23 protein-coding genes and 1 tRNA gene are annotated in these 25740 nt (G+C 40.2%); 17 read left to right on the plus strand and 7 right to left on the minus strand.

What is annotated here, in order from left to right; translation table 11 throughout:
- Position 1: 1 nt before the first annotated feature.
- The 4 genes from CCC71_RS01555 to rpmH form a co-directional block, all read right to left on the minus strand.
- Positions 2-658: a YidC/Oxa1 family membrane protein insertase gene (locus CCC71_RS01555; protein WP_296332702.1), complete on the minus strand. Its 657-nt coding sequence runs from the start codon at positions 656-658 to the stop codon at positions 2-4.
- Between the two features lie 120 nt (positions 659-778).
- A complete protein-coding gene (gene yidD / locus CCC71_RS01560) occupies positions 779-1021 on the minus strand; it encodes a membrane protein insertion efficiency factor YidD (RefSeq protein WP_021840463.1) in 243 nt (80 codons plus the stop codon).
- Between the two features lie 14 nt (positions 1022-1035).
- Positions 1036-1422, minus strand: coding sequence for a ribonuclease P protein component (gene rnpA, locus CCC71_RS01565; protein WP_412192070.1), 387 nt, complete (start codon positions 1420-1422; stop codon positions 1036-1038).
- Positions 1423-1482: 60 nt separating this feature from the next.
- Entirely contained in the window at positions 1483-1617 is a 135-nt protein-coding gene (gene rpmH, locus CCC71_RS01570) for a 50S ribosomal protein L34 (RefSeq protein ID WP_006555255.1), read from the minus strand.
- A 448-nt stretch (positions 1618-2065) separates the two neighbouring features.
- Here rpmH and dnaA point away from each other — a divergent pair, with 448 nt between their 5' ends.
- From dnaA to CCC71_RS01655, 17 genes are all read left to right on the plus strand, one after another.
- Entirely contained in the window at positions 2066-3922 is a 1857-nt protein-coding gene (dnaA, locus tag CCC71_RS01575; protein WP_021840465.1) for a chromosomal replication initiator protein DnaA, read from the plus strand.
- Between the two features lie 254 nt (positions 3923-4176).
- The gene (dnaN, locus tag CCC71_RS01580) at positions 4177-5286 is read left to right on the plus strand and encodes a DNA polymerase III subunit beta (protein ID WP_021840466.1); all 1110 of its coding nucleotides are present in this window, start codon (positions 4177-4179) and stop codon (positions 5284-5286) included.
- A 76-nt stretch (positions 5287-5362) separates the two neighbouring features.
- On the plus strand, positions 5363-5605 hold the full coding sequence (locus CCC71_RS01585; protein ID WP_021840467.1) for an RNA-binding S4 domain-containing protein: 243 nt from the start codon (positions 5363-5365) through the stop codon (positions 5603-5605).
- The gene (recF, locus tag CCC71_RS01590) at positions 5602-6678 is read left to right on the plus strand and encodes a DNA replication/repair protein RecF (protein WP_021840468.1); all 1077 of its coding nucleotides are present in this window, start codon (positions 5602-5604) and stop codon (positions 6676-6678) included. Before CCC71_RS01585 ends, recF begins: the two co-directional genes overlap by 4 nt.
- 2 nt (positions 6679-6680) lie before the next feature.
- The gene (locus CCC71_RS01595; RefSeq protein ID WP_021840469.1) at positions 6681-7820 is read left to right on the plus strand and encodes a DciA family protein; all 1140 of its coding nucleotides are present in this window, start codon (positions 6681-6683) and stop codon (positions 7818-7820) included.
- A 27-nt stretch (positions 7821-7847) separates the two neighbouring features.
- Positions 7848-8117, plus strand: a complete 270-nt coding sequence (locus CCC71_RS01600; protein ID WP_127059033.1) for a hypothetical protein — start codon at positions 7848-7850, stop codon at positions 8115-8117.
- 85 nt (positions 8118-8202) lie between these two features.
- Positions 8203-10104 carry a DNA topoisomerase (ATP-hydrolyzing) subunit B gene (gene gyrB / locus CCC71_RS01605; protein ID WP_226974469.1) on the plus strand — a complete coding sequence of 634 codons (1902 nt, stop codon included), beginning with the start codon at positions 8203-8205 and terminating at the stop codon, positions 10102-10104.
- Positions 10105-10120: 16 nt separating this feature from the next.
- Positions 10121-11572, plus strand: coding sequence for an amino acid permease (locus tag CCC71_RS01610; protein ID WP_296332705.1), 1452 nt, complete (start codon positions 10121-10123; stop codon positions 11570-11572).
- Positions 11573-11933: 361 nt separating this feature from the next.
- Positions 11934-13199, plus strand: a complete 1266-nt coding sequence (locus tag CCC71_RS01615) for a 1-deoxy-D-xylulose-5-phosphate synthase (RefSeq protein WP_226974471.1) — start codon at positions 11934-11936, stop codon at positions 13197-13199.
- 3 nt (positions 13200-13202) lie between these two features.
- Positions 13203-13685, plus strand: a complete 483-nt coding sequence (locus tag CCC71_RS01620; protein ID WP_226974472.1) for a transketolase C-terminal domain-containing protein — start codon at positions 13203-13205, stop codon at positions 13683-13685.
- A 350-nt stretch (positions 13686-14035) separates the two neighbouring features.
- A complete protein-coding gene (locus CCC71_RS01625) occupies positions 14036-15394 on the plus strand; it encodes a hemolysin family protein (RefSeq protein WP_021840474.1) in 1359 nt (452 codons plus the stop codon).
- A gap of 123 nt (positions 15395-15517) precedes the next feature.
- Positions 15518-16069 (plus strand): MarR family winged helix-turn-helix transcriptional regulator, encoded by a 552-nt coding sequence (locus CCC71_RS01630; RefSeq protein ID WP_021840475.1) that lies wholly within the window; start codon positions 15518-15520, stop codon positions 16067-16069.
- Between the two features lie 162 nt (positions 16070-16231).
- Positions 16232-17323, plus strand: a complete 1092-nt coding sequence (locus CCC71_RS01635; RefSeq protein WP_226974473.1) for an efflux RND transporter periplasmic adaptor subunit — start codon at positions 16232-16234, stop codon at positions 17321-17323.
- Entirely contained in the window at positions 17320-20367 is a 3048-nt protein-coding gene (locus tag CCC71_RS01640; RefSeq protein ID WP_156705448.1) for an efflux RND transporter permease subunit, read from the plus strand. Before CCC71_RS01635 ends, CCC71_RS01640 begins: the two co-directional genes overlap by 4 nt.
- A 147-nt stretch (positions 20368-20514) precedes the next feature.
- Positions 20515-20832: a hypothetical protein gene (locus tag CCC71_RS01645; protein ID WP_021840478.1), complete on the plus strand. Its 318-nt coding sequence runs from the start codon at positions 20515-20517 to the stop codon at positions 20830-20832.
- Between the two features lie 329 nt (positions 20833-21161).
- Positions 21162-21238: transfer RNA gene (locus CCC71_RS01650), tRNA-Arg, on the plus strand.
- 143 nt (positions 21239-21381) lie between these two features.
- Positions 21382-22989 (plus strand): IS1182 family transposase, encoded by a 1608-nt coding sequence (locus tag CCC71_RS01655; protein ID WP_296332711.1) that lies wholly within the window; start codon positions 21382-21384, stop codon positions 22987-22989.
- A gap of 176 nt (positions 22990-23165) precedes the next feature.
- On the opposite strand, the gene citX is transcribed toward CCC71_RS01655, so the two are convergent.
- Genes citX through CCC71_RS01670 form a run of 3 tightly spaced genes read right to left on the minus strand, consistent with a single transcriptional unit; the run spans position 23166 to position 25645 of the window.
- Positions 23166-23726 (minus strand): citrate lyase holo-[acyl-carrier protein] synthase, encoded by a 561-nt coding sequence (citX, locus tag CCC71_RS01660; RefSeq protein ID WP_021841201.1) that lies wholly within the window; start codon positions 23724-23726, stop codon positions 23166-23168.
- Positions 23710-24774, minus strand: a complete 1065-nt coding sequence (gene citC / locus CCC71_RS01665) for a [citrate (pro-3S)-lyase] ligase (protein WP_021841200.1) — start codon at positions 24772-24774, stop codon at positions 23710-23712. The genes citX and citC overlap by 17 nt, the downstream gene beginning before the upstream one ends.
- Positions 24767-25645, minus strand: a complete 879-nt coding sequence (locus CCC71_RS01670; RefSeq protein ID WP_296332714.1) for a LysR family transcriptional regulator — start codon at positions 25643-25645, stop codon at positions 24767-24769. The genes citC and CCC71_RS01670 overlap by 8 nt, the downstream gene beginning before the upstream one ends.
- Positions 25646-25740: the final 95 nt, after the last annotated feature.

Below are 25740 nucleotides of genomic sequence, written 5' to 3' on the forward strand. Positions count from 1 at the left end.
ATTAAGCCTCCTTATTATCGTTTCGATAGATAAAGAACTGCTGAATCATTTGGAATATGTTTGATACAACCCAGTAAATAACCAAACCGCTTGGGAAATTCAAGCTGATATAACCAATGAATAAAGGCATGAAAATCTGCATTATCTTCTGTTGGCCGGCACCAGCACCGGTAGCATCTTGCGCAGTTTGTTTGCTCATTACAAATGTAGAAAGAGCACTTAATACAGGTAAAATATACAAATGATCCGCTTCACCCAAGCTTGGCAACCATAAGAAGCTTTCATATGCAGGATCATATGGATAGCCTTGCAACGCGTAGAAAATAGCGATTAAAAACGGCATTTGCACCAATAGCAGTAAACAACCGGATAAAGGATTAACGCCTAATTCTTTATACATCTTAGCAATTTCCTGTTGCGCACGCTGTGGATCATTCTTGTATTTATTCTGAATCTCTTTCATTTTAGGCTGCAATTTCTGCATGCCCTTCATAGATTTGACCTGTTTAGCCGTCAACGGCGCCAGGATTGCCTTAATCCCGATGGTCATAATAATGATCGCTATACCATAGCTTGGGAACCCTAATGCTTCTGTAAGATTATAGCAATACGTAAGCAAGGTCCGCATAAAATCAACTAATACCTGAAAAATTTCCATTAGTTTGCTCCTATACGAGTATTAATGACGAATACAAATGGCCTTTGCGTGTCTATATACGTTATGGTATGGTCTATATTTCATCCATACAGACACTTTGACATTTCCAAATTTGTGTTATCACGGAACCGGATCGTAGCCGCCCGGATTAAAGGGATGACAACGTAAAATGCGCCGAATTCCTAAATAACTGCCTTTAAAAGGTCCATATTTGCGTAATGCTTCCAAGGTATACGTCGAACATGAGGGATAAAATCGACAAGTTTTAGGCTTTAATGGAGAAATTCCATAGCGATAAAATTGTACCAAGCCGATGAATAGCATATTCAACAGTTTGGTTAAGAAGGTCAAACAGCGTTTCATGGATACGCCTCTTTCTAAGCTTCATTACTTTTAAGTAATTTGCTCTTTTTAAAAAGATACATCATTTCCTTACACGCTTGATCATAGGTGGCACTCGCCATGCGAGCCCGCCCTACAACCACAATAGCATAGCCTTCTCGGATAGCATGCTGATTAAGACGATACACTTCTTTCATAAGCCTGCGCGCCCTGTTGCGCTCCACCGCACCGCCTACCTTTTTACCGGTTACAAAACCGATCCGGGTAGCCTGCTTGGCCACGGGCATACGGTAAACTACACAGAGACGACCTACTTCATAATTGCCATGTTTATAGACAAGACGATATTCACTGTTTTTACGAATTCTTCGTTCTTTATCTAATTTAAATGTCAATTCACTCATATCATCATCCCATGCCATTATGAATAGAAAAACTTGGCAGCAGCGCCAAGTTTTTTCTCCTGCCTAAAAGCTATTATATTATGCAGATAATTTCTTTCTGCCTTTAGCACGACGTCTTTTCAAAACAAGACGGCCGCCAATAGTCTTCATACGTTCACGGAAACCATGAGTACGTTTTCTCCAAAGAGTATTTGGCTGATATGTACGTTTCATGTATAAAACACCTCCTTGAGATTGTTCTTGTAATTACTTATACCATAACAGCATAATTATAAATATAAAGCCATGTAATGTCAATACTCACTCGATAGATTCAATCATTATTAGCCATATACTGTGGATATATAATATATACATTATACTCTTAATAACGCCAAAAAGATATCCACAACTACGATGACAATTCTTCCTATTTCTGATAAAATATAGAGGATGAAATATAAAAGGAATATCATATTGTGACTAATAAAACTAGGTTATCAACAAGATATACACAACTTATGCACTACTTATCCACAACAGAAGTGATAACAGTATAAAGTCAGTGTTTATCAGTTGTTCTAACCTATTTATTTTTTCTCTTTTTTCACAAAAAACGAAGTTATACACAGGTTAGGTATTTTTAGTTATTCACAGTATGACACCCTGGGAAGGAAATGGTATGTCAAACATCAATCTTAACGATTTTTGGAATAAAGTACGCGAAGATATTGAAGCCACATTACCAAAAGAAATTTTAGAAAGCACGATTATACGATTGCTCCCGTTACAATTGGACGAAATCAGTAAGACCCTTACATTAACCACGATGCAAACGTATATTAAGGATTTTATCGAAAACGAACCGATGATAAAAAATGCTTTTCAAAATTCCGTAAATAATGTTTGGCAGCGTTTAACCAAAAACAATTCTCCACTTACAATTATTATTACAACACCGGGCGACAAAGAGCCGGCGACCCTTCACGAAGAGGTGAAAACAACCGTTGCCCAACCGAGTGTAATGACGCCACCGGAACCAACGGCTTTTACCAATCAACCGGCAAACTATGACGATAGTCAAATCGCTTCTATGCCGCAATCACAACTGGGCAATGAATCGGGCTATGACATGAATGAGTATGAAAACGCACCGTATGAAACAGCCGCTCATGCCAATGAAACGGCAACCCATGCGCCGAATTATAGCGCCTACGATCAATTAGCCAGTCAATACGGTTTACCACCGGCCGCACCGGCGCCGTCACAAACACCGCTGCATACACCGAATTATGATGAGCCGGTTGTAGTTGATTCTGTACGTAAAAACGACGCCACTAAATCCGGCCCGTATATTCCAAGTACTTCACCGATGGAATCGGATAGTTTATTCCCACCGTCGGAAATACCGCAAGAAGCGGCATCTATGCAGTCTAATAGCAGTCAAACAACCTTATATAAAAATAATGAATCTATTTTAAAATTAAATCCGGATTACACCTTTGCCACCTTTATTGCCGGCGGCTCCAGCCAAATGGCCTATGTGGCAGCACAAAATATTGCGGAAAATCCGGCCAATCGCTATAATCCGTTCTTTATTTACGGTAAATCAGGTCTCGGTAAAACTCACTTAATGCATGCTATCGGCAATGAAATTCATCGTCGTTATCCCCATTTACAAATCATGTGTATCACCAGTGAAAACTTCTTGAACCTCTTCGTTCAATCTATTCGTTACGGCCAAACCAATATGGATATATTCCGCAGCACATTCCGTAAAGTCGATGTTCTCTTGATTGATGACATTCAATTTATTCAAGAAAAACGCTACGCCGGTACGCAAATGGAATTTTTCCATACTTTTAATGCCTTAACGGACAGTAAAAAACAGATTGTCCTCACCAGTGATGTTTTACCACAAGATATGGAACAAATGGAAGATCGCTTGCGTACACGATTCAGTTCCGGCCTGGTGGTAACCATCGATCCGCCAAACTCCGAAACTTTGGAAGCCATCACGCGCTCCTATGTGGACAAACAGCGTGAATTACTGCCAAATCTTAACATTCCGAACGAAGTGATTCGTTTCTTTGGCAACACCTATTACAACCGTAGCGTTCGTGATTTACAAGGTGCCCTTACCAAATTAATCACCGCCGCTGAATTGGATAATAAACTCGATCAAATTACCGTGGAATATACGCGCTATATCCTGCGTGATCTCATTCCGGAAAGCAAAAAATCCGTATTATCCGTTGCCTATATTCAAGATTTTATTTCTGATTATTTCAAAATCAAAAAAGAATTCTTAGTCGGTCAGAAACGGAATAAGCAATACGCTCATCCGCGCCAAATCGCTATGTATCTGTGCCGTGAACTCATCAATGAAAGTTTTCCACAAATTTCGCAAGCTTTTGGCAAAAAGGATCACACCACAGCTCTTCATGCGTATAATAAAATCAGTGAAGACCTAGCTAAAAGTACTGATTTAAAGCGAACTATCGATGATATTATCAGTAAAATCAACGAAGATACCTAAGGATTAACGGTTGTGGATAACTCTGTGAATAAGTTGTGTATAGTTAGTGATTAACTTCCAAGTTATTGACAAGCACGACTCTAAAAGTTCATAAGTGGATAACTTTTTCCTTCTATTCACAAACTTATACCCATGTGGAAAACCTATTAAAAATGCCACTTCAAACAGCTTATCCACTTATACACCGCCCCTACTACTAAGACTACTAATAATTAAAAACTTAATCACATCCATAATAGTAAAGGAGACAGTCCATGAAAATCCAATTTGCAAAAGATACGTTACAAAAAGCGATTAATGCCTTAGCCAAGGTTAGTCAGAACAAAACAAGTTCTAATTTACCCGGTGCTATATATATAACAACTAAAAACGGTAAAGTAGAAATGCAGGCCAATGATTATGAAATCGGTATCCGCATTACTATTGATGCTAATATTATCGAAGAAGGTACTATCGTTCTCAGCACGCGTTATTTCCAAGAATGGGTTCGTAAAACACCAACCGATACCATTACTTTAGAATCTAATGCAGAAACTAAACAATTATTATTAAGTTCTGAAAGTTCTCAATTCAATCTTATTACCATGGATCCGGATGATTTCAACTTAGTTGAACAGATTCACGATGAAAATCACATTGATGTAGACGGCGAACAATTTAAACAAATGATTGATTTAACTAATTACGCAGCTGCCAATGATGATGATCGTCCGATTTTTACCGGTGCTTTATTGGAAGGTGAAAGCACCAATTTAACTATGGTAGCTACAGATACTCACCGTATGGCCGTTAAGAAAATCAACTTAGATGCACCTATGCCGGCGGCTATGCGTATTTTGATTCCAACCAAAACATTGGCTGAAGTATCCCGTTTATTACCAACGGATCAGCCAACCGTAGTTCGCATCATTTGGAATCGTACGAATGTAGTATTCTTATTTGATACTATTTACTTATTCTCTCGTTTGATTGAAGGTCAGTATCCTGATTATGAAAAAGTAATCCCATCGCAATTCGATTCCAGTGCGATTTTAAACAGTCGCGATTTTGCCGGTGCCGTAGATCGTGTTTCCTTATTGGCTAAGGATGCGAGCTACAATGTTATTCGCTATGATTGGGATGAAAAAGAAGTTACTTTATCTACGCAAAATGCTGAAATCGGCATGGCTAAAGAAGAAGTACTTTGCGAATTTAAAGGTACGCCGTTTACTATTTCCTTTAACGGTCGTTATATTGGCGATATTTTGCGTCACAGCAGCGGCGACAGAATTCATTTATACTTAAAACAGAACGGTCCCGTTGTTATTCGCCAGGATGATAATCCAAATTATACCTATGTAGTAACGCCGGTTCGCACGAACTAAGAATAGACTGAGCTATAAGCTTATATTAATAATATATAGTTGCAGAGTTAACATCACGTTTTGTGAGGAGGCAATTATGAGTAAAACAGAACCGATTCAAGTAGAAATTTACACGCCTTACATTAAATTGGATCAATTATTAAAATTGGAACAAATTATTGGCACGGGCGGTCAAATTAAATTTTTGCTTGATGATGAGAAAATCAAAGTAAATGGCGAAGTTTGCCATGAAAAACGTAAGAAAATATACCCTGATGACTTAGTTGAAATTCAAGGTATCGGTACCTTGGTCGTTGTTAAAGAGGAGGCCGGCGAGTGAACATTCACTCCTTGGAACTCGTTAATTTCAGAAATTACGAGCATGCCAATTGGACCTTTCCGCCCCATATCATCGTTCTTCACGGACTCAATGGTGTAGGCAAGAGTAATCTCTTAGAAGCCTTGTATGTCAGCACCATCGGCCGCAGTTTTCGTACCAATGATACACAGGATTTACTGCAATTTGGTGCTACCGAAGCGGGGATTATTGTGGAATTTACGAAGCGTGATACGAAACACAAAATCAATTTGAAGCTCAGTGGCAAGGAAAAGAAAGATATTCGTCTCAACGGTAACCGAATTTTACAAAAAGAATTAGTAGGCACCTTGAATACCGTTCTTTTCAGTCCTGAAGATTTACAGCTCATAAAAGGCAGTCCCTCTTTAAGGCGTCGCTTTTTAGATATTGAAATATCGCAGACAAGTGCGTTATATTATCAGCAACTGCGCTTGTATAATAAGATTTTGCAGCAACGTAATAAAGTATTAAAAGATTCTTACGGCAAGCGAGATATTTCTTTAGCCGAATGGGATACACAGTTGGCGGAGACCGGGTCATTTATTATAAAAAAACGACTCGACAGTTTGCGTAAAATTAATCTTTTGCTGGATTTGATGAATCGTAAACTCACAGGGGGCAAAGAAAATTTAAAGCTTACCTATGAGCAACATCAAATTTCAAATGGATTTTTAACCGAACCGCAAGCGTTTTATGAGCAATTGCAGGCTAATTTACCGGTGGATCGGCATCGCATGAGTACCTCTTTTGGTCCTCATCGTGATGATTTAGGCTTCTTTTCCGGTCCTATGGATTTGAAACGATTTGGCTCGCAAGGTCAGCAACGAACGGCTATTTTATCGCTTAAATTAAGTGAATTGGAATATATCAAATCGGAAGTGGGCGAGTATCCTATATTGCTATTGGATGACGTGCTCAGTGAATTGGATAAGGAGCGGCGGCAAAATCTGTTGAATTTTATCCATAAAAAAATCCAAACGTTTATAACCACGACCGATTTGGAAGATGTGAAACAATTGAGTGATGTGGAACTCATTAATTGTGAAAGGCGGTGATCATGATGAGCGAAACGTTTGAGTCGAAAAACGGCATACAACCGGCAGTCTCCGAGGCAAAGACTGAGGCCGCTGCGGGGGACGATGTAACAGTCCGCTATATTGAAGGTCTGTTGGCCTCCAATCGGCCGGCCGGACCCATCGGCTATAAGCCGGATGCCCATGTGCGGCAATATGATACGCATTTGAACAGTAAATATAAATCGTTCAACGTATTCAAACAATTCGCCGTCATGCGCCTGTATCATCATTGGCCTAAAGTTGTGGGGGCGGTGCTGGGCAAACAGACTAAAGTGCTTGAAATTAAGCCGCCTATTATTAAAGTGGCGGCCATGACATCCCCCTGTTTGCAGCAACTTCAGATGATGAAACGTCAATTATTGAAAAAGATTAATGACTTTTACGGCTCGGAGCTTATTACAGAGTTAGAATGCACCATGTATCGGCAAAGCTATTTGAAAGCAATTCAGCCCGTCGATGCAGTGTCGGTTACATCGTCCCATGGTCAAGGATTAACCAAGGGTGATACATCGGCCTATATGGGCACAGCAAAACACACGGATTCCTATGAGCGGGTGCTCATTAATTTTAAAGCGATTCCTATTCCCATTGATGTGATGGCTCAAATAGACTCATCGGTGGCGAATATAAAAAGCGAAGAATTGCGCCGGCAGTTGAAAGATGTGCAGATAAAGCAATATAAGAAGACAGTCTATCTAAAGGACCATGGTTATCATAATTGTGAATGCTGTGAAAAACTTATTGGTCCTGGTGAGACTCTTTGCTCATCCTGTACTATAAAAACGCAGGAACATGAGGCTTTTTTATATCGTCAGCATATTAATGGTATTAAAGATCGATTGATGCAAGAACCCTTTGCCGTATATGATGAAATGCGTCAACATGTACCACAGTGCACTATGTCCGATTATCAGTTGGCTCATCGTGAATGCGTGTATTTTTTCAGAAATCGAGTCGTCAAAGAAGAATCCAACGAGAATTATGATATATATATGCTGTTAATGCTGATTACGCACAAAAAAGCAGAACAGCTAAAACCGGAGTTTGTACGCAATTCGGTTTTAAAAATGCGGGCTCAATACAAGGAGGCTGTAAAGTCTCATAAACCGCAAAGCAATTGAAATATAGAGAAAGTGATGGTAAGATGTATGTTCGTTCATTTATCGGATACGTATAGCGTGTCTATTGAAGATATCGTGGCGGTGGTACAGGATATTCCGCTTTTAAAAGGGCGGCGCCGTCGCAATAAGCAATGGCAGAACAAGGATGTAATCCAAGTTTTTCCGGATGAACCGATTGAATGCTACTTGGTTACAGTGGATGCGGTTTATGGCTTAAGTATGTCTATTACCGGCGTAGGCCGCCGTTTACAGCGTGCCGCTACCGGTATTCCGGTAAGCTTATACACAAAACGATAAAAATAGAGTATAATTAAGGATAATTGTTTTATAAAGCTAAATCCCCATAGATATGGTTTATTACTGAAATTAGGGAGGATATGGAATGGCAGAACAGAATTATAGTGCCGATAATATACAGGTCTTAGAAGGCCTGGAAGCGGTACGACGCCGCCCGGGGATGTACATAGGGAGTACATCATCTAAAGGGTTGCACCATTTAGTATATGAAGTTGTTGATAACAGTGTGGACGAAGCCTTAGCCGGCTATTGTACTCATATTGAAGTCAGCATTAATGAAGATAACAGCGTTACCGTTACCGATGACGGCCGCGGTATTCCGACAGGTATGCATGAAACAGGCGTTCCGGCGGTTGAATTGGTTTTAACCAAATTGCATGCCGGCGGTAAATTCGGCGGCGGCGGTTACAAAGTATCTGGCGGTCTTCATGGCGTAGGTATTTCCGTAGTTAATGCTTTGAGTGAATGGACGGTTGTTAAAGTTCGTCAGGAAGGCAAAGAACAGGAAATTACTTTTGCGCGCGGTCATTTGCAAAGTCCGTTAAAAGTCATCGGTGAAGCTAAAGATACCGGCACAACCGTTACTTTTAAACCGGATGCAGAGATTTTTGAAACTACCGTATTTGATTTCGGCGTATTGCGTACTCGTTTACAGGAATTGGCTTTCTTGAATAAAGGTCTGCGCATTACCCTTACGGATAAACGTCCGGAAGAAAATTTAGTAGAAAGCTTCATGTACGAAGGCGGTATTACATCCTTTGTTGAATTTTTAAATGAAGGCAAAAACTTGGTTAATCCTACTGTTATTGATGTGGAAAACACGCGTGACGATGTAGTGGTTGACGTAGCGTTCCAATACAATGACAGCTACAGCGAAACTTTATTTTCTTTCGTTAATAACATTAATACCATTGACGGCGGTACCCATTTGAGCGGTTTCCGCAGTGCCTTGACTCGTACTTTAAATGATTACGGTCGTAAATCCGGTCTCATTAAGGACAATGAAAGCAATTTGTCCGGTGAAGACGTGCGTGAAGGTTTGGCTGCCGTTATCAGTGTAAAAGTGTTAGACCCTCAGTTTGAAGGTCAGACAAAGGCAAAACTGGGCAACAGTGAAGTCAAAGGCATTACCGATACGGTTGTGTCGGAAGGTCTTAAAACATTCCTTGAAGAACATCCGGCGGAAGCTAAACGTATTATTGAAAAAGCAACCAGCGCCACCCGTGCTCGCGAAGCAGCTCGTAAAGCTCGTGAATTGACCCGTCGTAAAAATGCTTTGGAAGTAAGTTCTTTACCGGGTAAATTGGCAGACTGCTCTGAAAAAGATCCGCTTATGACCGAAATTTATCTCGTCGAAGGTGATTCTGCGGGCGGTAGTGCCAAACAGGGCCGTGACCGTCGTTACCAGGCAATTTTGCCGTTGCGCGGTAAGATTTTGAACGTAGAAAAAGCTCGTTTAGATAAAATTCTAGCTAATAATGAAATTCGCTCCATGATTACGGCCTTTGGGACCGGTATTGGGGAGGATTTTGATCTCGATAAGAGTCGTTATCACAAAATTATTATCATGACCGATGCGGACGTTGACGGCGCCCATATTCGTACGCTTTTATTGACCTTCTTCTATCGTTATATGAAACCGCTCATCGAAGAAGGACGTGTATATATTGCGCAGCCGCCATTGTATCAAATCAAAAAAGGCAAAGGTCATTGGTATGTATACAGTGATGCTGAAATGGCCGCTAAGCTAGATGAAATCGGTCGTGACAATATTACGATTCAGCGTTACAAAGGTTTAGGTGAAATGAATCCGGAACAGCTTTGGGAAACAACCATGAATCCGGAAAATCGTACTATTTTGCAGGTAAGTTTGGAAGATTCCATTGAGGCCGGTAAGATTTTTAGTGTACTCATGGGGGATAAAGTAGAACCGCGTCGCAAATTTATTGAAGATAATGCTAAATTAGTTCGTAATTTAGACTTGTAGGGTGGGAGGATAGTGTATGAGTGATGCAGCGAATACTAAATTAAAAAGAAGTCTGAAATCGCGCCACATGAATATGATTGCCTTGGGCGGCTCCATTGGTACGGGCCTCTTCGTAGCAGGCGGTGAAGTAGTTAGCACCGCCGGCCCGGGCGGCGCTTTGGTAGCCTATGGTTTTATCGGTATTATGGTTTATTTCTTGATGACCAGTTTAGGTGAAATGGCTACCTATTTACCGGTACCGGGTTCGTTCGGTACGTATGCATCCCGTTATGTAGATCCGGCTTTCGGCTTTGCTTTAGGGTGGAATTACTGGTTTAACTGGACGATTACCTTGGCGGCGGAACTTGTTGCCGGTGCTTTAATCATGAAATACTGGTTCCCGGACATTCCGGCCATCGTATGGTCGGCCTTGTTCTTGGCGGCTTTATTCTTGATGAACTATTTATCGACCCGTTCCTTCGGGGAAAGTGAATATTTCTTCTCCAGTATGAAGGTTATTACTGTTTTCGTATTCTTATTTGTAGGTACCATGCTTATCTTGGGCATTGGCGGTACATCGCCGGGCTTTGAAAACTGGACACGCGGTGAAGCACCGTTTGTAGGCGGTTTTGCATCTATTATGGCCATCTTCATGGTAGCGGGCTTTTCCTTCCAAGGTACGGAATTAATCGGGGTAGCTGCCGGTGAATCGGAAGATCCGGAAAAAAATATTCCTAAAGCAATTCACTCCATTTTTTGGCGTATTTTATTATTCTATATCGGTGCTTTCGTAGTCATCGGTTTCTTGATTCCTTACGATGATCCGAATTTATTGAATTCCAGTGTTGAAAATGTCGCTATCAGCCCATTTACCTTGGTACTCGATCGTTTCGGTTTTGCCTTTGCGGCCAGCTTCATCAATGCTATTATTTTAACGGCCGTATTGTCTGCCGGTAACTCCGGTCTTTATGCATCTACCCGCATGCTATATGCCATGGCTAAAGAAGGGGATGCACCTAAGGTATTTACTAAATTGAATTCCCGTGGTGTACCGGTACCTGCTTTATTAGCAACGGCAGCTTTCGGTGTATTTGCATTCTTAACTTCCTTAATCGGTGAAGGTACTGCGTACAACTGGTTAATCAATATCAGTGGTATGAGTGGTTTTATTGCATGGCTCGGGATTGCCATTGCTCATTATCGCTTCCGTCGTGCATTCCATGCACAGGGTAAAAGCTTGGATGCCATTCCGTTTAAAGCCTTGTTCTATCCATTCGGTCCTATTTTTGCTACCGTTTTATGTCTTATCATCATTGCCGGTCAGAACTATACAGCGTTCACCGGTGAAACGATTGACTGGTACGGTGCCAGCGTAGCCTATATCGGTATTCCGGTATTCTTGTTGGTATATGCGGCGTATAAGAGCAAATATAAAACTCATGTTATTCCGTTAAAAGAAGTTAATTTGGATCGAGATTACGAAAAATAATCCGCAAAGTTCTTAATTTCTTGATATTTCTAAAAAATTTTAAAACCATCGATATGGTCATAAAAACTGATATTAGAGCGGTTTCTAAGGGATATATGCATCATTCGTTGAACGAAATTTTAAAATTAAATAGAAAAATTTAAATTTAATGCTTGACTTGAAGTCGACTTCAAGTTCTATAATGAGTTCTGTAATCACCGCTGATGACTACGAAATGTGAGTCACAGTGAAGATTACAGAACTTTTTTTGTTTAAAACAAATCGTTAGTAAGTCGTATTCATAATAGTTTTGCAAATCCTAAGTTGGATAACAATGTATGATATACGGATTATATATATGGTGTTTAGAAAGGAAGATAGTATGAATTTATTAAGTAAAGTAAACAGCCCTCAAGATATTAAAGGCATGAGTATTGAAGAATTAAAACAATTGGCTCAGGAAATTTGCGAAGTACTGATTCATCGCGTAAACGAAACGGGTGGTCATATGGCGCCGAACCTTGGTTTTGTAGAAGCAACCTTGGCGCTTCATTACGTGTTTGATTCGCCAAAAGATAAATTTGTATTCGACGTATCCCACCAGTCCTACATTCACAAAATGTTGACCGGTCGTAAGGAAGGTTTTACCGACCCTGCATCTTACAGCAAATATTCCGGTTATACCAATCCGAACGAAAGTGACCATGACTTCTTTACCGTAGGTCATACTTCCACGTCCGTAAGTTTGGCTTCCGGTATGGCTAAAGCACGTGACCTTAAAGGTGAAGACGGTAATGTCATTGCCATTATCGGTGACGGTTCCATGTCCGGCGGTGAAGCTTTGGAAGGTCTTAATGTAAGTGCTACATTGGGCAGCAACTTCATCGTGTTGTTCAATGATAACGATATGTCCATCGCTCCGAACGAAGGCGGTTTCTACGCTCACTTCAAAGCATTGCGCGACAGCAAAGGTAAAGCGGAAAACAACTTCTTCAAAACATTAGGTCTTGACTATGTATTCGTAGAAGACGGTCATGATTTGGAGTCCTTGATTGAAACGTTCAAAGCTGTTAAAGACATCGATCATCCAATCGTAATTCACATGGTAACTGTTAAAGGTAAAGGGTTACCGGAAGCAGAAGCGGATAAAGAATCGTACCACTACATTATGGGTAAACATTTTGATGTGGATGCGTACATGAAAGAAGAACATTTTGATGACATCATCGCAACTCACTTGCTTGAAAAAATGAAACAAGATCCTACCGTAGTCGGTTTGACAGCCGGTGTACCGGGCATTCCGGGCTTTAATCCACAGCGTCGTGCCGAAGCGGGCAAACAATTTATTGACGTAGGGATTGCGGAAGAACATATGGTGGCTATGGCTGCGGGTATTGCCAAAAACGGCGGTAAACCGGTTATCCTTGATGCGGCTACCTTCTTACAACGTACCTATGACCAATTGATGCAGGATATGGCTTTGAATAACAATGCCGTTACTATTTTATCCTTCCCGTTGGGCGGCGGTATTTCGCCAATGGATGCTACTCATTCCAGTGCTTTTGATTTGGCTATGATGAGCACCATTCCAAACCTTCGCGTATTATCCCCGGCTACTAAAGCAGAATTGTTGGCTATGCTCGATTGATCCTTGGAACAGACTGACTTCCCGGTAATGATTCGTGTACCGGGCGGTAAAGTACAGACATTTGAAAGCGGCAATGCCTTCAACGGTGATTTGAGCAACCAAGTAACTGTCAAAGGTAATACGGTAGCTCTCTTGGGCTTAGGTGCCTTCTATGACCTTGCTTTACGCACTAAAGACGCTTTAAAAGCTGAATTAGGCATTGAGGCAACCGTTGTAAATCCGCGTTTATCCTCTGAAGTCGATGCTGACACTTTGGAAAGCTTAAAAGCAGACCACAACCTCGTAGTTACTTTGGAAGATGGCGTATTGGACGGTGGTTTTGGTGAAAAAGTGTCCCGCTTCTACGGTTTATCCGATATGAAAGTATTGAACATCGGTATGAAAAAAGAAGTTAATGACCGTGTTCCTATGGATGAATTGGTGGCTCGTTACCACTTATCCCCTGAATTAATCGTTAACGATGTGAAAGCGATTTTAAATAAATAATTTAGGTCAATATAAACTGATTTAAGTATAAATGATTCAGGCTGTAACTCAGCCTTTGGGTTCCCGTTTTATAAAGTTAAAACGTTTATCTGATAGAGGCTTGGCATTTTAGGCATAAATGCCAAGCAATAGAAGCTTAACCCTTCGATATATTCTATGAAAACGCCCTGTCGCCATACGCAGCGACAGGGCGTTTTTGCATTATGCCGGTCTATGTTTTACAAATAGAGGCAATAAGACTCAATATAGCGAAAATATTCAATTTTTGATATACTATACGGTAAGTACAGGCTAAAGTAGCCTGACAGAATATAAGTATCCACTGTAAGTAAGAGGAGAGTGATTCATTAGTGGATGGTGACGTGGGTCTGGAGATACTCATAATTTTCTTGCTCATTATAGCAAATGGTATTTTCTCCATGACAGAATTAGCCATAGTCAATGCCCGTAAGGGTTTATTGGAAGATAGTGCCGAAAAAGGCAGTACGGGGGCACAGCGGGCGATTCAATTATCGGAAGACCCGAATCAGATGTTTTCTACCATACAAATCGGTATTACTTTAATCGGTATCGTAACCGGTTTGTATTCCGGCGCCGCATTATCGACGCCTATGGCAGAAGCTATTAAAGAACATATACCGGTTTTGGCACCCTATGCCGATTCGGTAAGCCCTATTGTTATCGTATCGTTGACGACCTATTTATCCCTCGTTGTGGGTGAATTGGTACCGAAGCGTATCGCGTTGAACGCACCGGAACGAATTGCCATTATTATGGCCGTACCGATGCATTCGTTCTCGGTTATAGCAAAGCCGCTGGTAGCCTTGCTTAGTTCATCCACCAGCTTTTTATTAAAACTCTTGGGTGTTAAAGAGAAAGAAGAAGCGCCGGTTACAGAACTTGAAATCAACAAAATGTTAACCCAAGGTGTTGAGTTGGGGGCTTTTGAAAAAGAAGAACCGATTCTTGTAGATAATGTATTCCGCTTGGCCGATTTAAATGCCGGTGATGTTATGACACCGCGTACACAGCTTAAGTGGCTTGATTTGAATAGTCCGGAGGAAGAAATCAAAGAACGTCTTTGCAACTCCACACATTATCGTTTGCCCGTAGGGCGCGATTCCTTGGATGAATTGGAAGGTCTCGTTATTGTGGCTGATGTGTTCGCCGAGCATATGAAAGCAGGCGGGGAAAAGACGTTAAAACAATTGGTGGCAGAATGCACCAAGCAGCCGGTTATGGTACCGGAATCCATCAGTCTTATGAAGCTTCTTGAAGTTTTCCGTTCGGAAGGTATTCATGAAACCGTAGTACTCGACGAATACGGCGGTTTCAGCGGGCTTGTAACACTTCATGACATCATGGAGAAATTGGTTGGTTTGATGCCGGCCAGCGAAGATGAGCTGAAAGAAGAAGAAAATCGTATTATTCAGCGCACGGAAACAACTTGGCTTGTTGACGGCCTACTCAGCATTGATGAATTTAAAGAATATTTCGGTATTAACAAAGAATTACCGGGTGAAGAAAAAGATTTATATAAAACGGTGGGCGGCTTTTTGACATATTTATTCGGTCGCATTCCTAAAGAGCTGGACCGCTACGTGTGGGAAACATATACCTTTGAAATTGTCGATATGGATAATGTCCGCATCGATAAAATCATGGTGGTTCATGAGCCGATTGAGGAAACAGTAGCTGCCGACGAATAAGAACTATCCTCATAGTGTAGGCGAAGACCAAAGCTATGAGGATTTTTTTAGTTAAAAGACGATTATTATGAGATGTGTTAAACATCTGTATAAAACTACAAAAATACGGAGTTGTAAATACCAATGGAAAATACGTACAAAGAATTAGTGACTACGGCTTCATTGTTTGCTGTATATGTGCAGGAAGTTCGTAAACGTCTTCTAAAAGAGGCTATTGAAACGTATATTGATACAGTGCCTTGTGAATCGGCAAACAAGCTGATGAATAAAAAGTTTAATCATTCGGAGATGCAAATCTTAAGTTATTTGGAAGCTAAACCGGATAAAACGGGGACCTATCAGGAAATTTTGAAGGCTATGCCCTTTTCACAGGGGCTGTTATCACGGTATGTAAAACGTTTGGCGGCCAACAATTTGCTCATTCGTTTTCACAACAAAGAAGATTTAAAAGCTGTATTATTGCGTAATACGGAACTGGGAACGGCTGTGGCATTGGTGCATAATGATTTGCATAAGCGTGAAGAAGCTTATTTTAAATCGGTTCTCAGTAATGTGCCGGCTGAAAAAATTAAGGACACCTTGGAAACACTTAAACTTTTAATGAATGGACCGATTGCTATATCTGATGAAGAATTGAATACGCTAACCGGTATGAAGCCAAAATCGGCCTATTGACAGTCATAGTATATGGAAATAAAACCTTATTGGCATTACTGTAACACCAATTAAAGGCGGATAGTATAAGGTACATAGTATATTGAAAATAATTGACAGTATTGGGAATAACTCTTACAATTAACATATATATTACCGGTAATAAATAAGGAGGAGATTCATATGAGCGGGCTGAGAAGTTGGCGCCGATACACGATAATTACAGCATTATTGACAGGTTTGTTACTCTTGGTGAGTGGGTGTGGCTCATCGGACGAAACGAGCGATAAAGCACCGTTGGTTAAAACGCAGGTCGTTGGGCAAGGGAGCGGAGCCGGTGAAAACAGTTTGGCCGGTACCATTAAAAACCGCAATGAAACGGTGTTGTCCTTCCAAATCGGCGGACGTGTCATTCAAAAGAATTTTAATATCGGTGATCGCGTCGGAGCCGGTCAAGTACTGGCCATATTAGACCAAGGCGATACGAGCAGTCAGTTGCAAAATGCCGAGGGTGCTTTGGCAGCGGCTCAGTCACAGTATGATTTGGCAGCTACCAATGTACAGCGTTATCGCCAACTCTATGCGGAAGAAGCAATCAGTCAATTGCAATTAGACCAGATGGAAAACTCCTATAAAGTAGCGGCCGCTCAATTGGCACAGGCGCAGGCTAATGTGCAGACCAGTGCCAATCAGCAAAACTACACGCAATTAACAGCACCGGCTGACGGTATTATTACGGCTGCCTCCATTGAAGTGGGGCAGGTCGTAGCGGCCGGTCAGACTGTAGGTACTATTGCGGTCGGCAATGAACCGGAAGCGGTTATTGCCTTGCCGGAACAAATGATGGCGTCCGTAGCCGTTGGTTCGCCGGCCAGCGTAACCTATTGGGCTTTACCAAATGTGACAACGGCCGGTGTAGTACGTGAAATTTCTCCGGTGCCGGATGCGACGGCGCGTACCTATACGGTTAAAATTTCTTTACCAAATCCGCCAGCTCAATTACAGCTTGGTATGACTGCTAATGTAGTATTCAATCAATTAAATAGCAATGGATTAATGATTCCGTTAACGGCTTTAGTAGGCACGCGTCAACCGACACCAAACAGTCAGGGACAAGTCTATGTAGTCACTGATAATACGGTGCATTTACGAAATGTTACTTTAGGCAGTTTAGGTAATAATCAAGTCATGGTAGTATCCGGTTTGAAGGCCGGTGACCGCATTGTAACGGCCGGTACGGATAAATTGGAAGAAGGGGCTAAGGTACGCATATGAAGCAGTTTAACTTAGCTGATTGGGCCCTCAGACACAAGTCTATCATTTACTTCTTTATGGCCATGCTCTTTGCCATCGGCAGTTTTTCCTTTATGAAAATCGGTCGTATGGAAGATCCGAATTTTACGATTCGCACCATGGTTGTAGCCGCCACTTGGCCGGGTGCGTCACCGCAGCAAATGTCGGAACAGGTTACGGATAAACTGGAAGAAAAAATTCGCGACTTACCTGGTCTTGATTATACAAAGAGTTTTACGGATGGCGGTAAAACGGTTATTTATATTAACCTCAAAGAATCAGTCAAAAGCGACGACGTACGGGCCGCTTGGACGGAAGTACGTCACATGATTGATGATGAATGGTCAAGCTTGCCATCCGGCGTGCAGGGACCTGTTATTAATGATCGTTTTGACGACGTGTACGGTACAATTTACGCTCTTACCGGCGATGACTATTCCTATGAAGAAAAAAGAGCTTATGCGGAAGATATTAAGCGCGTTTTACTCAGTGTACCGAATGTAAAACGTATAGATTTAAAAGGTGTGCAAGAACAGACTCTTTATGTGGAAATGAATAAGGATAAATTGTCGGCCTATCAGATAAGTGCCCAGACGATTTTGAATGCCTTAAAACAGCAAAGCTCTATGGCGCCGGCCGGTATGATTGATACAGATACGAATAATGTCTATTTGCGTGTGAACGGTCTTTTTGACAGTGTTGATTCCGTTCGCGAAATGCCGCTCCAAGTGAATGGACAGACCTTGCGTTTAGGGGATATTGCCACGGTTCGTATGGACTACGAATCACCGCAAAGTCCGCTGTTCTACTATAATGGTAAACCGGCCATAGGCATTGCCGTTTCCATGGATCCGGGAGCCAATAATATTGAATTCGGTAAGGCATTAGATGCTAAAATGGCGTCCTATAAGGATGCCTTGCCGGCCGGACTCGATGTCAGTCAGGTATCCAACCAACCGAAAGTGGTGGATGATTCCATCAGTGAATTTACCCGTTCTTTATTTGAAGCCATTGTCATCGTATTAATCGTCAGCTTTATATCCCTTGGTGTACGCAGTGGGATTGTGGTAGCTCTTACGATTCCGGTCGTTGTGGCCAGTACCTTTGTGGGGATGTATGCGGATGGCCTCGAACTGCATAAAGTAAGTCTCGGTGCCTTAATCATCTCCTTAGGCCTATTGGTGGATGATGCGATTATCGTCGTGGAAATGATGACCCTCAAAATGGAAGAAGGGCTCAATACGCATGATGCGGCTACCTTTGCCTATAAATCGACGGCCTTTCCGATGCTGAGCGGTACCTTGATTACCTGCTGCGGCTTCTTGCCAATCTTTTTATCGGAAGGATCGGTTGCCGAATTTACCCATGCTTTATTTATTGTTGTCGCCATGGCACTTTTGTTATCATGGTTTGCTTCGGTGCTGGTAAGTCCTGTATTGGGCAGTAAATTAATTCGTATCAAACCGGGTCATGAGGAAACAAGAGCTATGCGGATACAAAAAGCCTTTTTAGCTCGTTTTGAAAAATTCCTCCACTGGGCTCTCGGTCATCGCCGTACGGTCCTTATCACTACCTTAGTGTTATTCTTCATTTCTTTGGTCAGCGTGCCGCTTATTAAAGTAGAATTTTTCCCGGCCTCTACAAGACCGGAAATCATGGTAGCCATTCAGTTTCCTCAAAGTTCTTCCTTACAGTATACGAAGGAACAGGCGGAGCAATTGGATAATCTCCTCAGTGGCGATAAGCGCATTGAGCATTATTCCTCTTATATCGGTGAAGGAGCGCCCCGTTTTGTGCTCACCTTGGAACCGGAAGTACAGCGTAACAACTACATGCAGTATGTGATTGTAGCTAATTCTTTGGAAGACAGAAACAGTTTGTACAATGAATTAAATGAAAAATTGAAGGACGAATTCCCATCGGCTTTAATCAACATGGATTTCATTCAAACCGGTCCGCCTTCAAAATATCCGATTATGTTCCGTGTATCCGGTCCTGATATGGATAAAGTTAAAGAAATTGCCACCGATGTGAAGGCTGTTTTCAAAGAATATCCTGAAATTACAGATATTGCCGAAGATTGGCCGGATAATACACCGAATATTGAAGTGCATATCGACCCGTCTAAAGCGCGTTTGATGGGCGTTGATAGTTATACGGTAGCGACAGATTTACAAAGTAAAATATCCGGTATTACGGTGGGACAATATTATGTAGGCAATCAGACGATACCGATGAAATTTAAACTCAGCGGTAATGAAGATCATAATATGAGTGTTTTGCAAAATATTCCGATTCAGACCGGTTCCGGCGCCTATGTACCGTTGAGTCAGATTGCGACGATTTCTTTGGGCAATGAAGACGGTATCATATGGCACCGTAACATGGCGCCGACCATTACAGTCCATGGCAATGTACCGCCTAATGTAATGGCCGATTCGTTAGCTAATGAAATTAATGAAAAACTGGATACCATGAGAGCGGACTTACCGGCCGGCTATACCATTGAGGTTGACGGATCCGCCGAACAAAGTAACATTGCTCTTAATAACTTAAAAGGGCCGATGCCGATTATGATTTGTCTCATTATGGTAATTCTCATGTTCCAGCTCAAGAAAATCTCCCTCATGATTATGGCCATGTTAACGGCACCGCTGGGACTCATCGGGGTTGTTTTGACTATGCTTTTAACCAATACGCCGATGGGCTTCATGGTAGTCTTGGGGGTTATCTCCTTAAGCGGTATGATTATCCGAAACTCTATCATTTTAATTGACCAGATTGAGTTACATCGCAAAGAAGGACAAACGACCTATGAAGCCATTGTAAGCTCCACTATCTTGCGTTTCCGACCGATTATGCTCACTGCTTTGGCTGCTATTTTAGGCATGGTACCGCTCATGCGAAGTGCCTTTTGGTCACCGATGGCCATAGCTTTCAGCGGTGGTCTCTTTGTGGCTACGATTTTGACTTTAATTGTGCTGCCCGTTATGTATGCTGTTTATTTTAAAGCGGAAGAAAAATAAAGGGAATTATCAAAATTAGTGAAAATTTATTGGTAATATTGTAATTAATACGATAAAATTAAATCAAAGCATATTGCGTAGATGATGTAATGTATGATTAAATAAGTAAGTAGACATTGCCAATAACAGTGAAAAGGAGCTAATACGATGAGTAACGTAGCATATTATGCCATTCATTATGGGGTGGATGAAAAGGGATATATTGCCTTTAATAAAGACAATAAGGAAATGACAGTAGTATTGCCTGATGAAACTTGGCAAAAAAAGGTTTGGGATTATTTACATACACCGCAAACTATTGAAAAAGCGTTAAGCCTCGACGTGTATGAAACAGTTACGTTAGATCCTTCTGAATCTTTGGAAAATTTAAAATTAGCGTTAACCGTTATGTGGGAACGCACTGACGTTCAAGTTGATTGGAGCCGCCCGGTTGAAATCGACGGCGAATTTAAGTTCCCTGAATAAGTAATGGAAGACCTGTATTGTTAGTAAAAATTGGCAGAACATGTCATTTTTGAGCGAACAAATTAAAAGTTATACACCGGTTATAAACTAAAAATAGTACATACTGACGAACATATCCACAGATTATACACATAAATCTGTGGATATGTTGTGTATAGCTTGTGAGTAAGTCTAAAAATTTGGTGCATAAGTGAACGAAAAAGTGTATAACTCTGTGTATAAACTGGGGATAACTCGTGGATAAGTGCTTAAGAATATAGGTATATTGCGAGATGTGAACATTCCGTTTATAATATAGTTTGTAAAGTGTTTTAATTTAATACATACATGCGTCTATAGCTCAGTAGGATAGAGCAGCAGTTTCCTAAACTGCGTGTCGGTGGTTCGATTCCGCCTAGGCGCACCAAATAAAAAGGGGCTGTAACGAAATACACCCCTAAAAACAAGAATGCGGTTTGAAGATACGAAAGTGTCTTCAAGCCGCATTCTTGCTATATTTGTATAAGAAAAAAGGCCCCGAAGGGCCTTCTTTGTTGGTATAATTAATTTATGAACAGAAACCATATCCAACAAGGCAATTATACTAAACTTTCTGGCTTTCGCCAAGTAGTTTTATCATTGGATTATGGCTTTCAGATCGGACCAAAAGAACCGGTGAGATTACTGGATGCTGTATTGGAGGAACTGGACTATACAAGGTTGCAGCATTTATATTCTTCAAAAGGAAGAAAATCTTTAGTACCTCCCCATCTTTTGTTTAAAGTCTATGTGTTAGCTATGACCGAAGGCATTGTATCTGTTCGCAAAATTGCTGAGCAATGCACTAAAAATATCCATTACATGTGGCTCTTACAGGGCTATCCGACTCCGTCTCATATGGTATTTCATCGATTCTTTCAACGCTTAACTGTTGATGTACTTAGAGATTTGTTATCTCAATTTATTCAAGCATTAAGTGAATTTGACAGCTTAGATTTTTCTGAAGTATTCATCGACGGAACTAAATGGGAAGCCTATGCAAATAAATACACCTTTGTGTGGAAAAAGGCAATTCTTAAGCACTATGCTAAGTTACCGGATAAATTGTTAGTTCTTCAATATGAAATACAAAATCTTTTGGACATAGACGTCTCAGATATGACTGAAGATGAACTATTGGTTTTGCTGGAGCAATCCATACGCGAAAAGCAAATTGAGTTTGTACACGGTACCGGTAAACGAAAACATCCATTGCAAAGAGCTTTTGAATCCTGTTTAGCCTTGCGTGGCAAGCGAAATGAATATGATGAAAAGTTAGCTATTCTAGGCTCTCGCAACAGTTACTCTAAAACTGATCATGATGCTACGTTTATGCGACTAAAAGAAGATCATATGTTAAACGGCCAATTAAAACCGGCCTACAATGTTCAACTAGCTGTTCATAGTGAATATATTATGGGCGTTGGCGTATTTCCAAATCCTACAGATACGAACACCTTAATTCCATTTATGCAACAATTAGAAGGACAATACAAACAACACTTTCAATATGTGGTAGCTGATGCCGGTTATGACAGCAACGAAAATCTGGCATGGTTATGGGCTCATGATTACAAAACTTGTATTAAACCAAGTACATATGAATTGAGTAAAACGAAAAAGTATAAGAAAGATATTGGTCGAGCGGATAACATGGTATATGATGAGGCGACCGATACATTTACTTGTGCCAAAGGCCGTACATTACGATTCCAATACATACGCAGAAACAAAAGTAAGACCGGTTTCATTAAGCAAAACCGAGTATACCGGTGTGAAAACTGCAATTATTGTGGCTTACGTAAGGAATGCCAAAAACTTAAGTTCGGAAAACTTCCTAAGGGGAATAAGACGATATATATTGCTACTGATTACCGCGAATTATTAGCCAAAAACAAGGCTGTATTTGATAGTGACTATGGCTTACAACTTCGAGTAAACCGTTCTATTCAGGTGGAAGGTGCTTTTGGCATAACAAAAGAAGATTTTGAATACACCAGGTTCAGGCACCGAGGCAAAGTTAACGTAGAAAAAGATTTATTACTATTAGCTTTTGGATACAATTTACTGAAGCTGCATAACCGAATACAGAAGAAGCGATTAGGTCAACGGTTGTTCGAAACTAATTCTGCTGCGTAATTAAAAGCCAAAAGCTAAAGGCTTATTTAAGTGCGCTAAAAAACAAAAAAACAAGGATATTTTCAGAATTGTTGATTTTGGAAATATCCTTGTTTTAATTGAAAAGGGAGCTGTAACTGAAATGTGAGTTAAAAAACTCAATTTCGTTACAGCCCCTTTTTATGTTTAATAGCATCTTATTTAAATACTATTAAATTAGATTCTTTGATTAGTTTTAATATAGCTAACTGCATTTCTTCGATAGAATGTGTTCTATTACGTGCACAATCTTGTGCCTGTTTATTACAAATAAGGCAAGAACGATATTGTTGACGGGATAATTTGTGTCCTTTCGGATCAATAATATCAATATCAAATAAACGACCTAAGGGATGTGTATTTTCTAAGGTAATCGCTTCGTTTTTTACGTCATCGGCATTACCGTCAAAGGCACAGATATATTCATTCCCGGTTATTTCATTACTATAATGTTCCTGTAAAATATGAATTTGATGATTGTTGAATATAGCGTTAATGGATTTTATGCCTATATAAAATATATCAGATAAAAGACTGTTGTTTTTTATAGGGCCCGGAATATTTAAAGTAAATGAAAGTAACGGTGCGTGATATTTTTCAAATAGAACGTTTTGTAACATAGCCCTATGCTCACGACAACGCATCATGTCATTAAGCTCTACTTGTGTGCCCTCATTTAAGCGAGTCAGTAAAGTTTTAAAATCAATAGTGTATGACATTTTGGCTCTCCTTTATTTTCTGTATGATAGGTTGTGCCTCTTTACGTTGCAGGAATGAGAATGTCGATACAGGAGTTAAATTTTTAACTAATTCCCAACTATCCTGTCTAATAGCTTCACGAACATGAGAAGCACTGACGATTATGTTATCTTTGGTAAAACGGGAAACTATATGGTGTTCAATATAGGCTTTTTTTAATTCTTGAGCCATCGTTTCATTATACAGTTTTGTTACTTGGCTAAACGGCTCCTCACCAACATAACGTGACGTTATGTTTAGATATTTAGCGATTTTTACAAAAATATTTACGTCCAATATGGCTTGGCTGAGAATTACGGCTTCATTGTCTTTTTGAAAATAAGCCGGAAAAGTGGCACTGCTTATCATATAAGAACCACAGTCATGATAAATAACATTTTTTAAATCCTTGGTACCGTCCATAATGAGTTGTTTTCGAACGGTATAAGGAAATAAGCTGGAGTCGTCACTGACGATAAAGAGATGAACATAATCATTTGATTCACAAGCAGTCTTAATTAAATGCAAATGTCCCAAAGTAAAGGGATTGGCATTTAAAACAATAGCTGCTTGTTTTTTATTTTCAAAATTAGGACCAACTTGTTCAATACTTTCCGTATTTAATAACTCCAGATATTCTTTAAAACCGAATGGTTGATTTTCTAAGAATGAAACCAGATTCGCATCTTGATAAATTTCATAGAATCCTAAGTCTTTAAAGTATTTGGCTGACTTTGGTTTTGTATAGATAAAAAGATGAGTATTACCTCGATTGTATTGAACTTCTACTAAATGTGAAAGTAAGGTATTTAACAGGCTTTGACCCTGGTAGTCAGAATCGACGGCAAAGCACCGTAAAGAATTTTTAAATAAGCTTCCGGTAGCAACAATATTATTTTGATCATATATGGCCGCTATATAATCAAGGTTTTTATCCAGAGTTAAATCTTCTTTAGCCAGTAATGCTTTTACAGCCTCTATCCCTTTTGTATCAGAAGGATAAATTTGAGAAACTGTAAAGTTATTCATGAAAGGCCTCCTTCCAGTCGGTCATAAATTGAATAAATGCATCTATTTGAGGTAGCACTTTGAGATTCGGTTGATATAGCAGGTAAGTCGAACGTTCTAAAGGCATACCGTCATTAAAAAATAGGGGCTTAACAGTTCCGGTAAAATTCTCCAGACAAATCTCGGGAACAATGGCCCATCCTAAATTTTCTTTTACCATATTTACTACTGTTTGAATGCCATCAACGGTAATATCAGATTTAATATTTTGACTTAAATTATTTTCATTTAACCAGCGGATAACGGCGTGTTCCATATTTGTATCAGTTTCTCGCGTAATATACGGTAAATTATTTAAATCGGATAGAGTTTGAATTTCATTATTATAAATTAAGCATATTCTTTCACGATAGAGAAACAATTTATTGCCTGTCCAGTCCTGAAAATCACCGCGTAGTATAGCAGCGTCCAGAGTGTTTTTTAAAAGAAGTTTGTATAAATCACGACTTTGATTGGTATGAATATGGGTAGCCACCAACGGATATTGATTTTTAAAGCTTTTTAAAAATTGCGGCAATTTATAATGGGCAAAGTTTACAGAAACACCCATTTTTATGGTACCGCTGACAATGTTTTTTAAAGAGTCAATATCTCGAGTCATTTGCTCTTTATGTTCCATAATAGCTTGGGCATGTTTTAACACAACTTCGCCGGCCGGTGTAAAATGAACACCTTGGCGAGAACGTATAAGTAATTCTGTGGATAATTCTTTTTCTATACTGCGTATACGTTTGGATAAAGTTGATTGAGAGATATATAATTGCTCAGCCGTATGAGTTATATTGTTTGTTTTAGACAGTAAAATTAGTAATTCATAATCCTTATCATCCATGAAATATACCTCCTTTACTTTAAAATGCAGATTTAAAAAAATATAGTTTATAATCCTATTTTAATTCTTTTATTACAAAAAATATATATTTTTTG

It is taken from the genome of Veillonella sp. LMAG:90, assembly GCF_008679445.1.
Lineage (GTDB): Bacteria > Bacillota > Negativicutes > Veillonellales > Veillonellaceae > Veillonella_A.

Excerpts from the sequence above, each read along its gene's own strand:
- CCC71_RS01655 (WP_296332711.1), top strand. The coding sequence starts at position 21,382 with ATGAACAGAAACCATATCCAACAAGGCAATTATACTAAACTTTCTGGC.
- CCC71_RS01585 (WP_021840467.1), top strand. The coding sequence starts at position 5,363 with ATGAGTAAAACAGAACCGATTCAAGTAGAAATTTACACGCCTTACATT.
- dnaN (WP_021840466.1), top strand. The coding sequence starts at position 4,177 with ATGAAAATCCAATTTGCAAAAGATACGTTACAAAAAGCGATTAATGCC.
- yidD (WP_021840463.1), bottom strand. The coding sequence starts at position 1,021 with ATGAAACGCTGTTTGACCTTCTTAACCAAACTGTTGAATATGCTATTC.
- rpmH (WP_006555255.1), bottom strand. The coding sequence starts at position 1,617 with ATGAAACGTACATATCAGCCAAATACTCTTTGGAGAAAACGTACTCAT.
- citC (WP_021841200.1), bottom strand. The coding sequence starts at position 24,774 with ATGAATAACTTTACAGTTTCTCAAATTTATCCTTCTGATACAAAAGGG.
- CCC71_RS01555 (WP_296332702.1), bottom strand. The coding sequence starts at position 658 with ATGGAAATTTTTCAGGTATTAGTTGATTTTATGCGGACCTTGCTTACG.
- CCC71_RS01670 (WP_296332714.1), bottom strand. The coding sequence starts at position 25,645 with ATGGATGATAAGGATTATGAATTACTAATTTTACTGTCTAAAACAAAC.
- CCC71_RS01640 (WP_156705448.1), top strand. The coding sequence starts at position 17,320 with ATGAAGCAGTTTAACTTAGCTGATTGGGCCCTCAGACACAAGTCTATC.
- CCC71_RS01600 (WP_127059033.1), top strand. The coding sequence starts at position 7,848 with ATGTTCGTTCATTTATCGGATACGTATAGCGTGTCTATTGAAGATATC.
- dnaA (WP_021840465.1), top strand. The coding sequence starts at position 2,066 with ATGTCAAACATCAATCTTAACGATTTTTGGAATAAAGTACGCGAAGAT.
- citX (WP_021841201.1), bottom strand. The coding sequence starts at position 23,726 with ATGTCATACACTATTGATTTTAAAACTTTACTGACTCGCTTAAATGAG.
- CCC71_RS01615 (WP_226974471.1), top strand. The coding sequence starts at position 11,934 with ATGAATTTATTAAGTAAAGTAAACAGCCCTCAAGATATTAAAGGCATG.
- CCC71_RS01610 (WP_296332705.1), top strand. The coding sequence starts at position 10,121 with ATGAGTGATGCAGCGAATACTAAATTAAAAAGAAGTCTGAAATCGCGC.
- CCC71_RS01630 (WP_021840475.1), top strand. The coding sequence starts at position 15,518 with ATGGAAAATACGTACAAAGAATTAGTGACTACGGCTTCATTGTTTGCT.
- rnpA (WP_412192070.1), bottom strand. The coding sequence starts at position 1,422 with ATGGCATGGGATGATGATATGAGTGAATTGACATTTAAATTAGATAAA.
- gyrB (WP_226974469.1), top strand. The coding sequence starts at position 8,203 with ATGGCAGAACAGAATTATAGTGCCGATAATATACAGGTCTTAGAAGGC.
- CCC71_RS01635 (WP_226974473.1), top strand. The coding sequence starts at position 16,232 with ATGAGCGGGCTGAGAAGTTGGCGCCGATACACGATAATTACAGCATTA.
- CCC71_RS01595 (WP_021840469.1), top strand. The coding sequence starts at position 6,681 with ATGATGAGCGAAACGTTTGAGTCGAAAAACGGCATACAACCGGCAGTC.
- CCC71_RS01645 (WP_021840478.1), top strand. The coding sequence starts at position 20,515 with ATGAGTAACGTAGCATATTATGCCATTCATTATGGGGTGGATGAAAAG.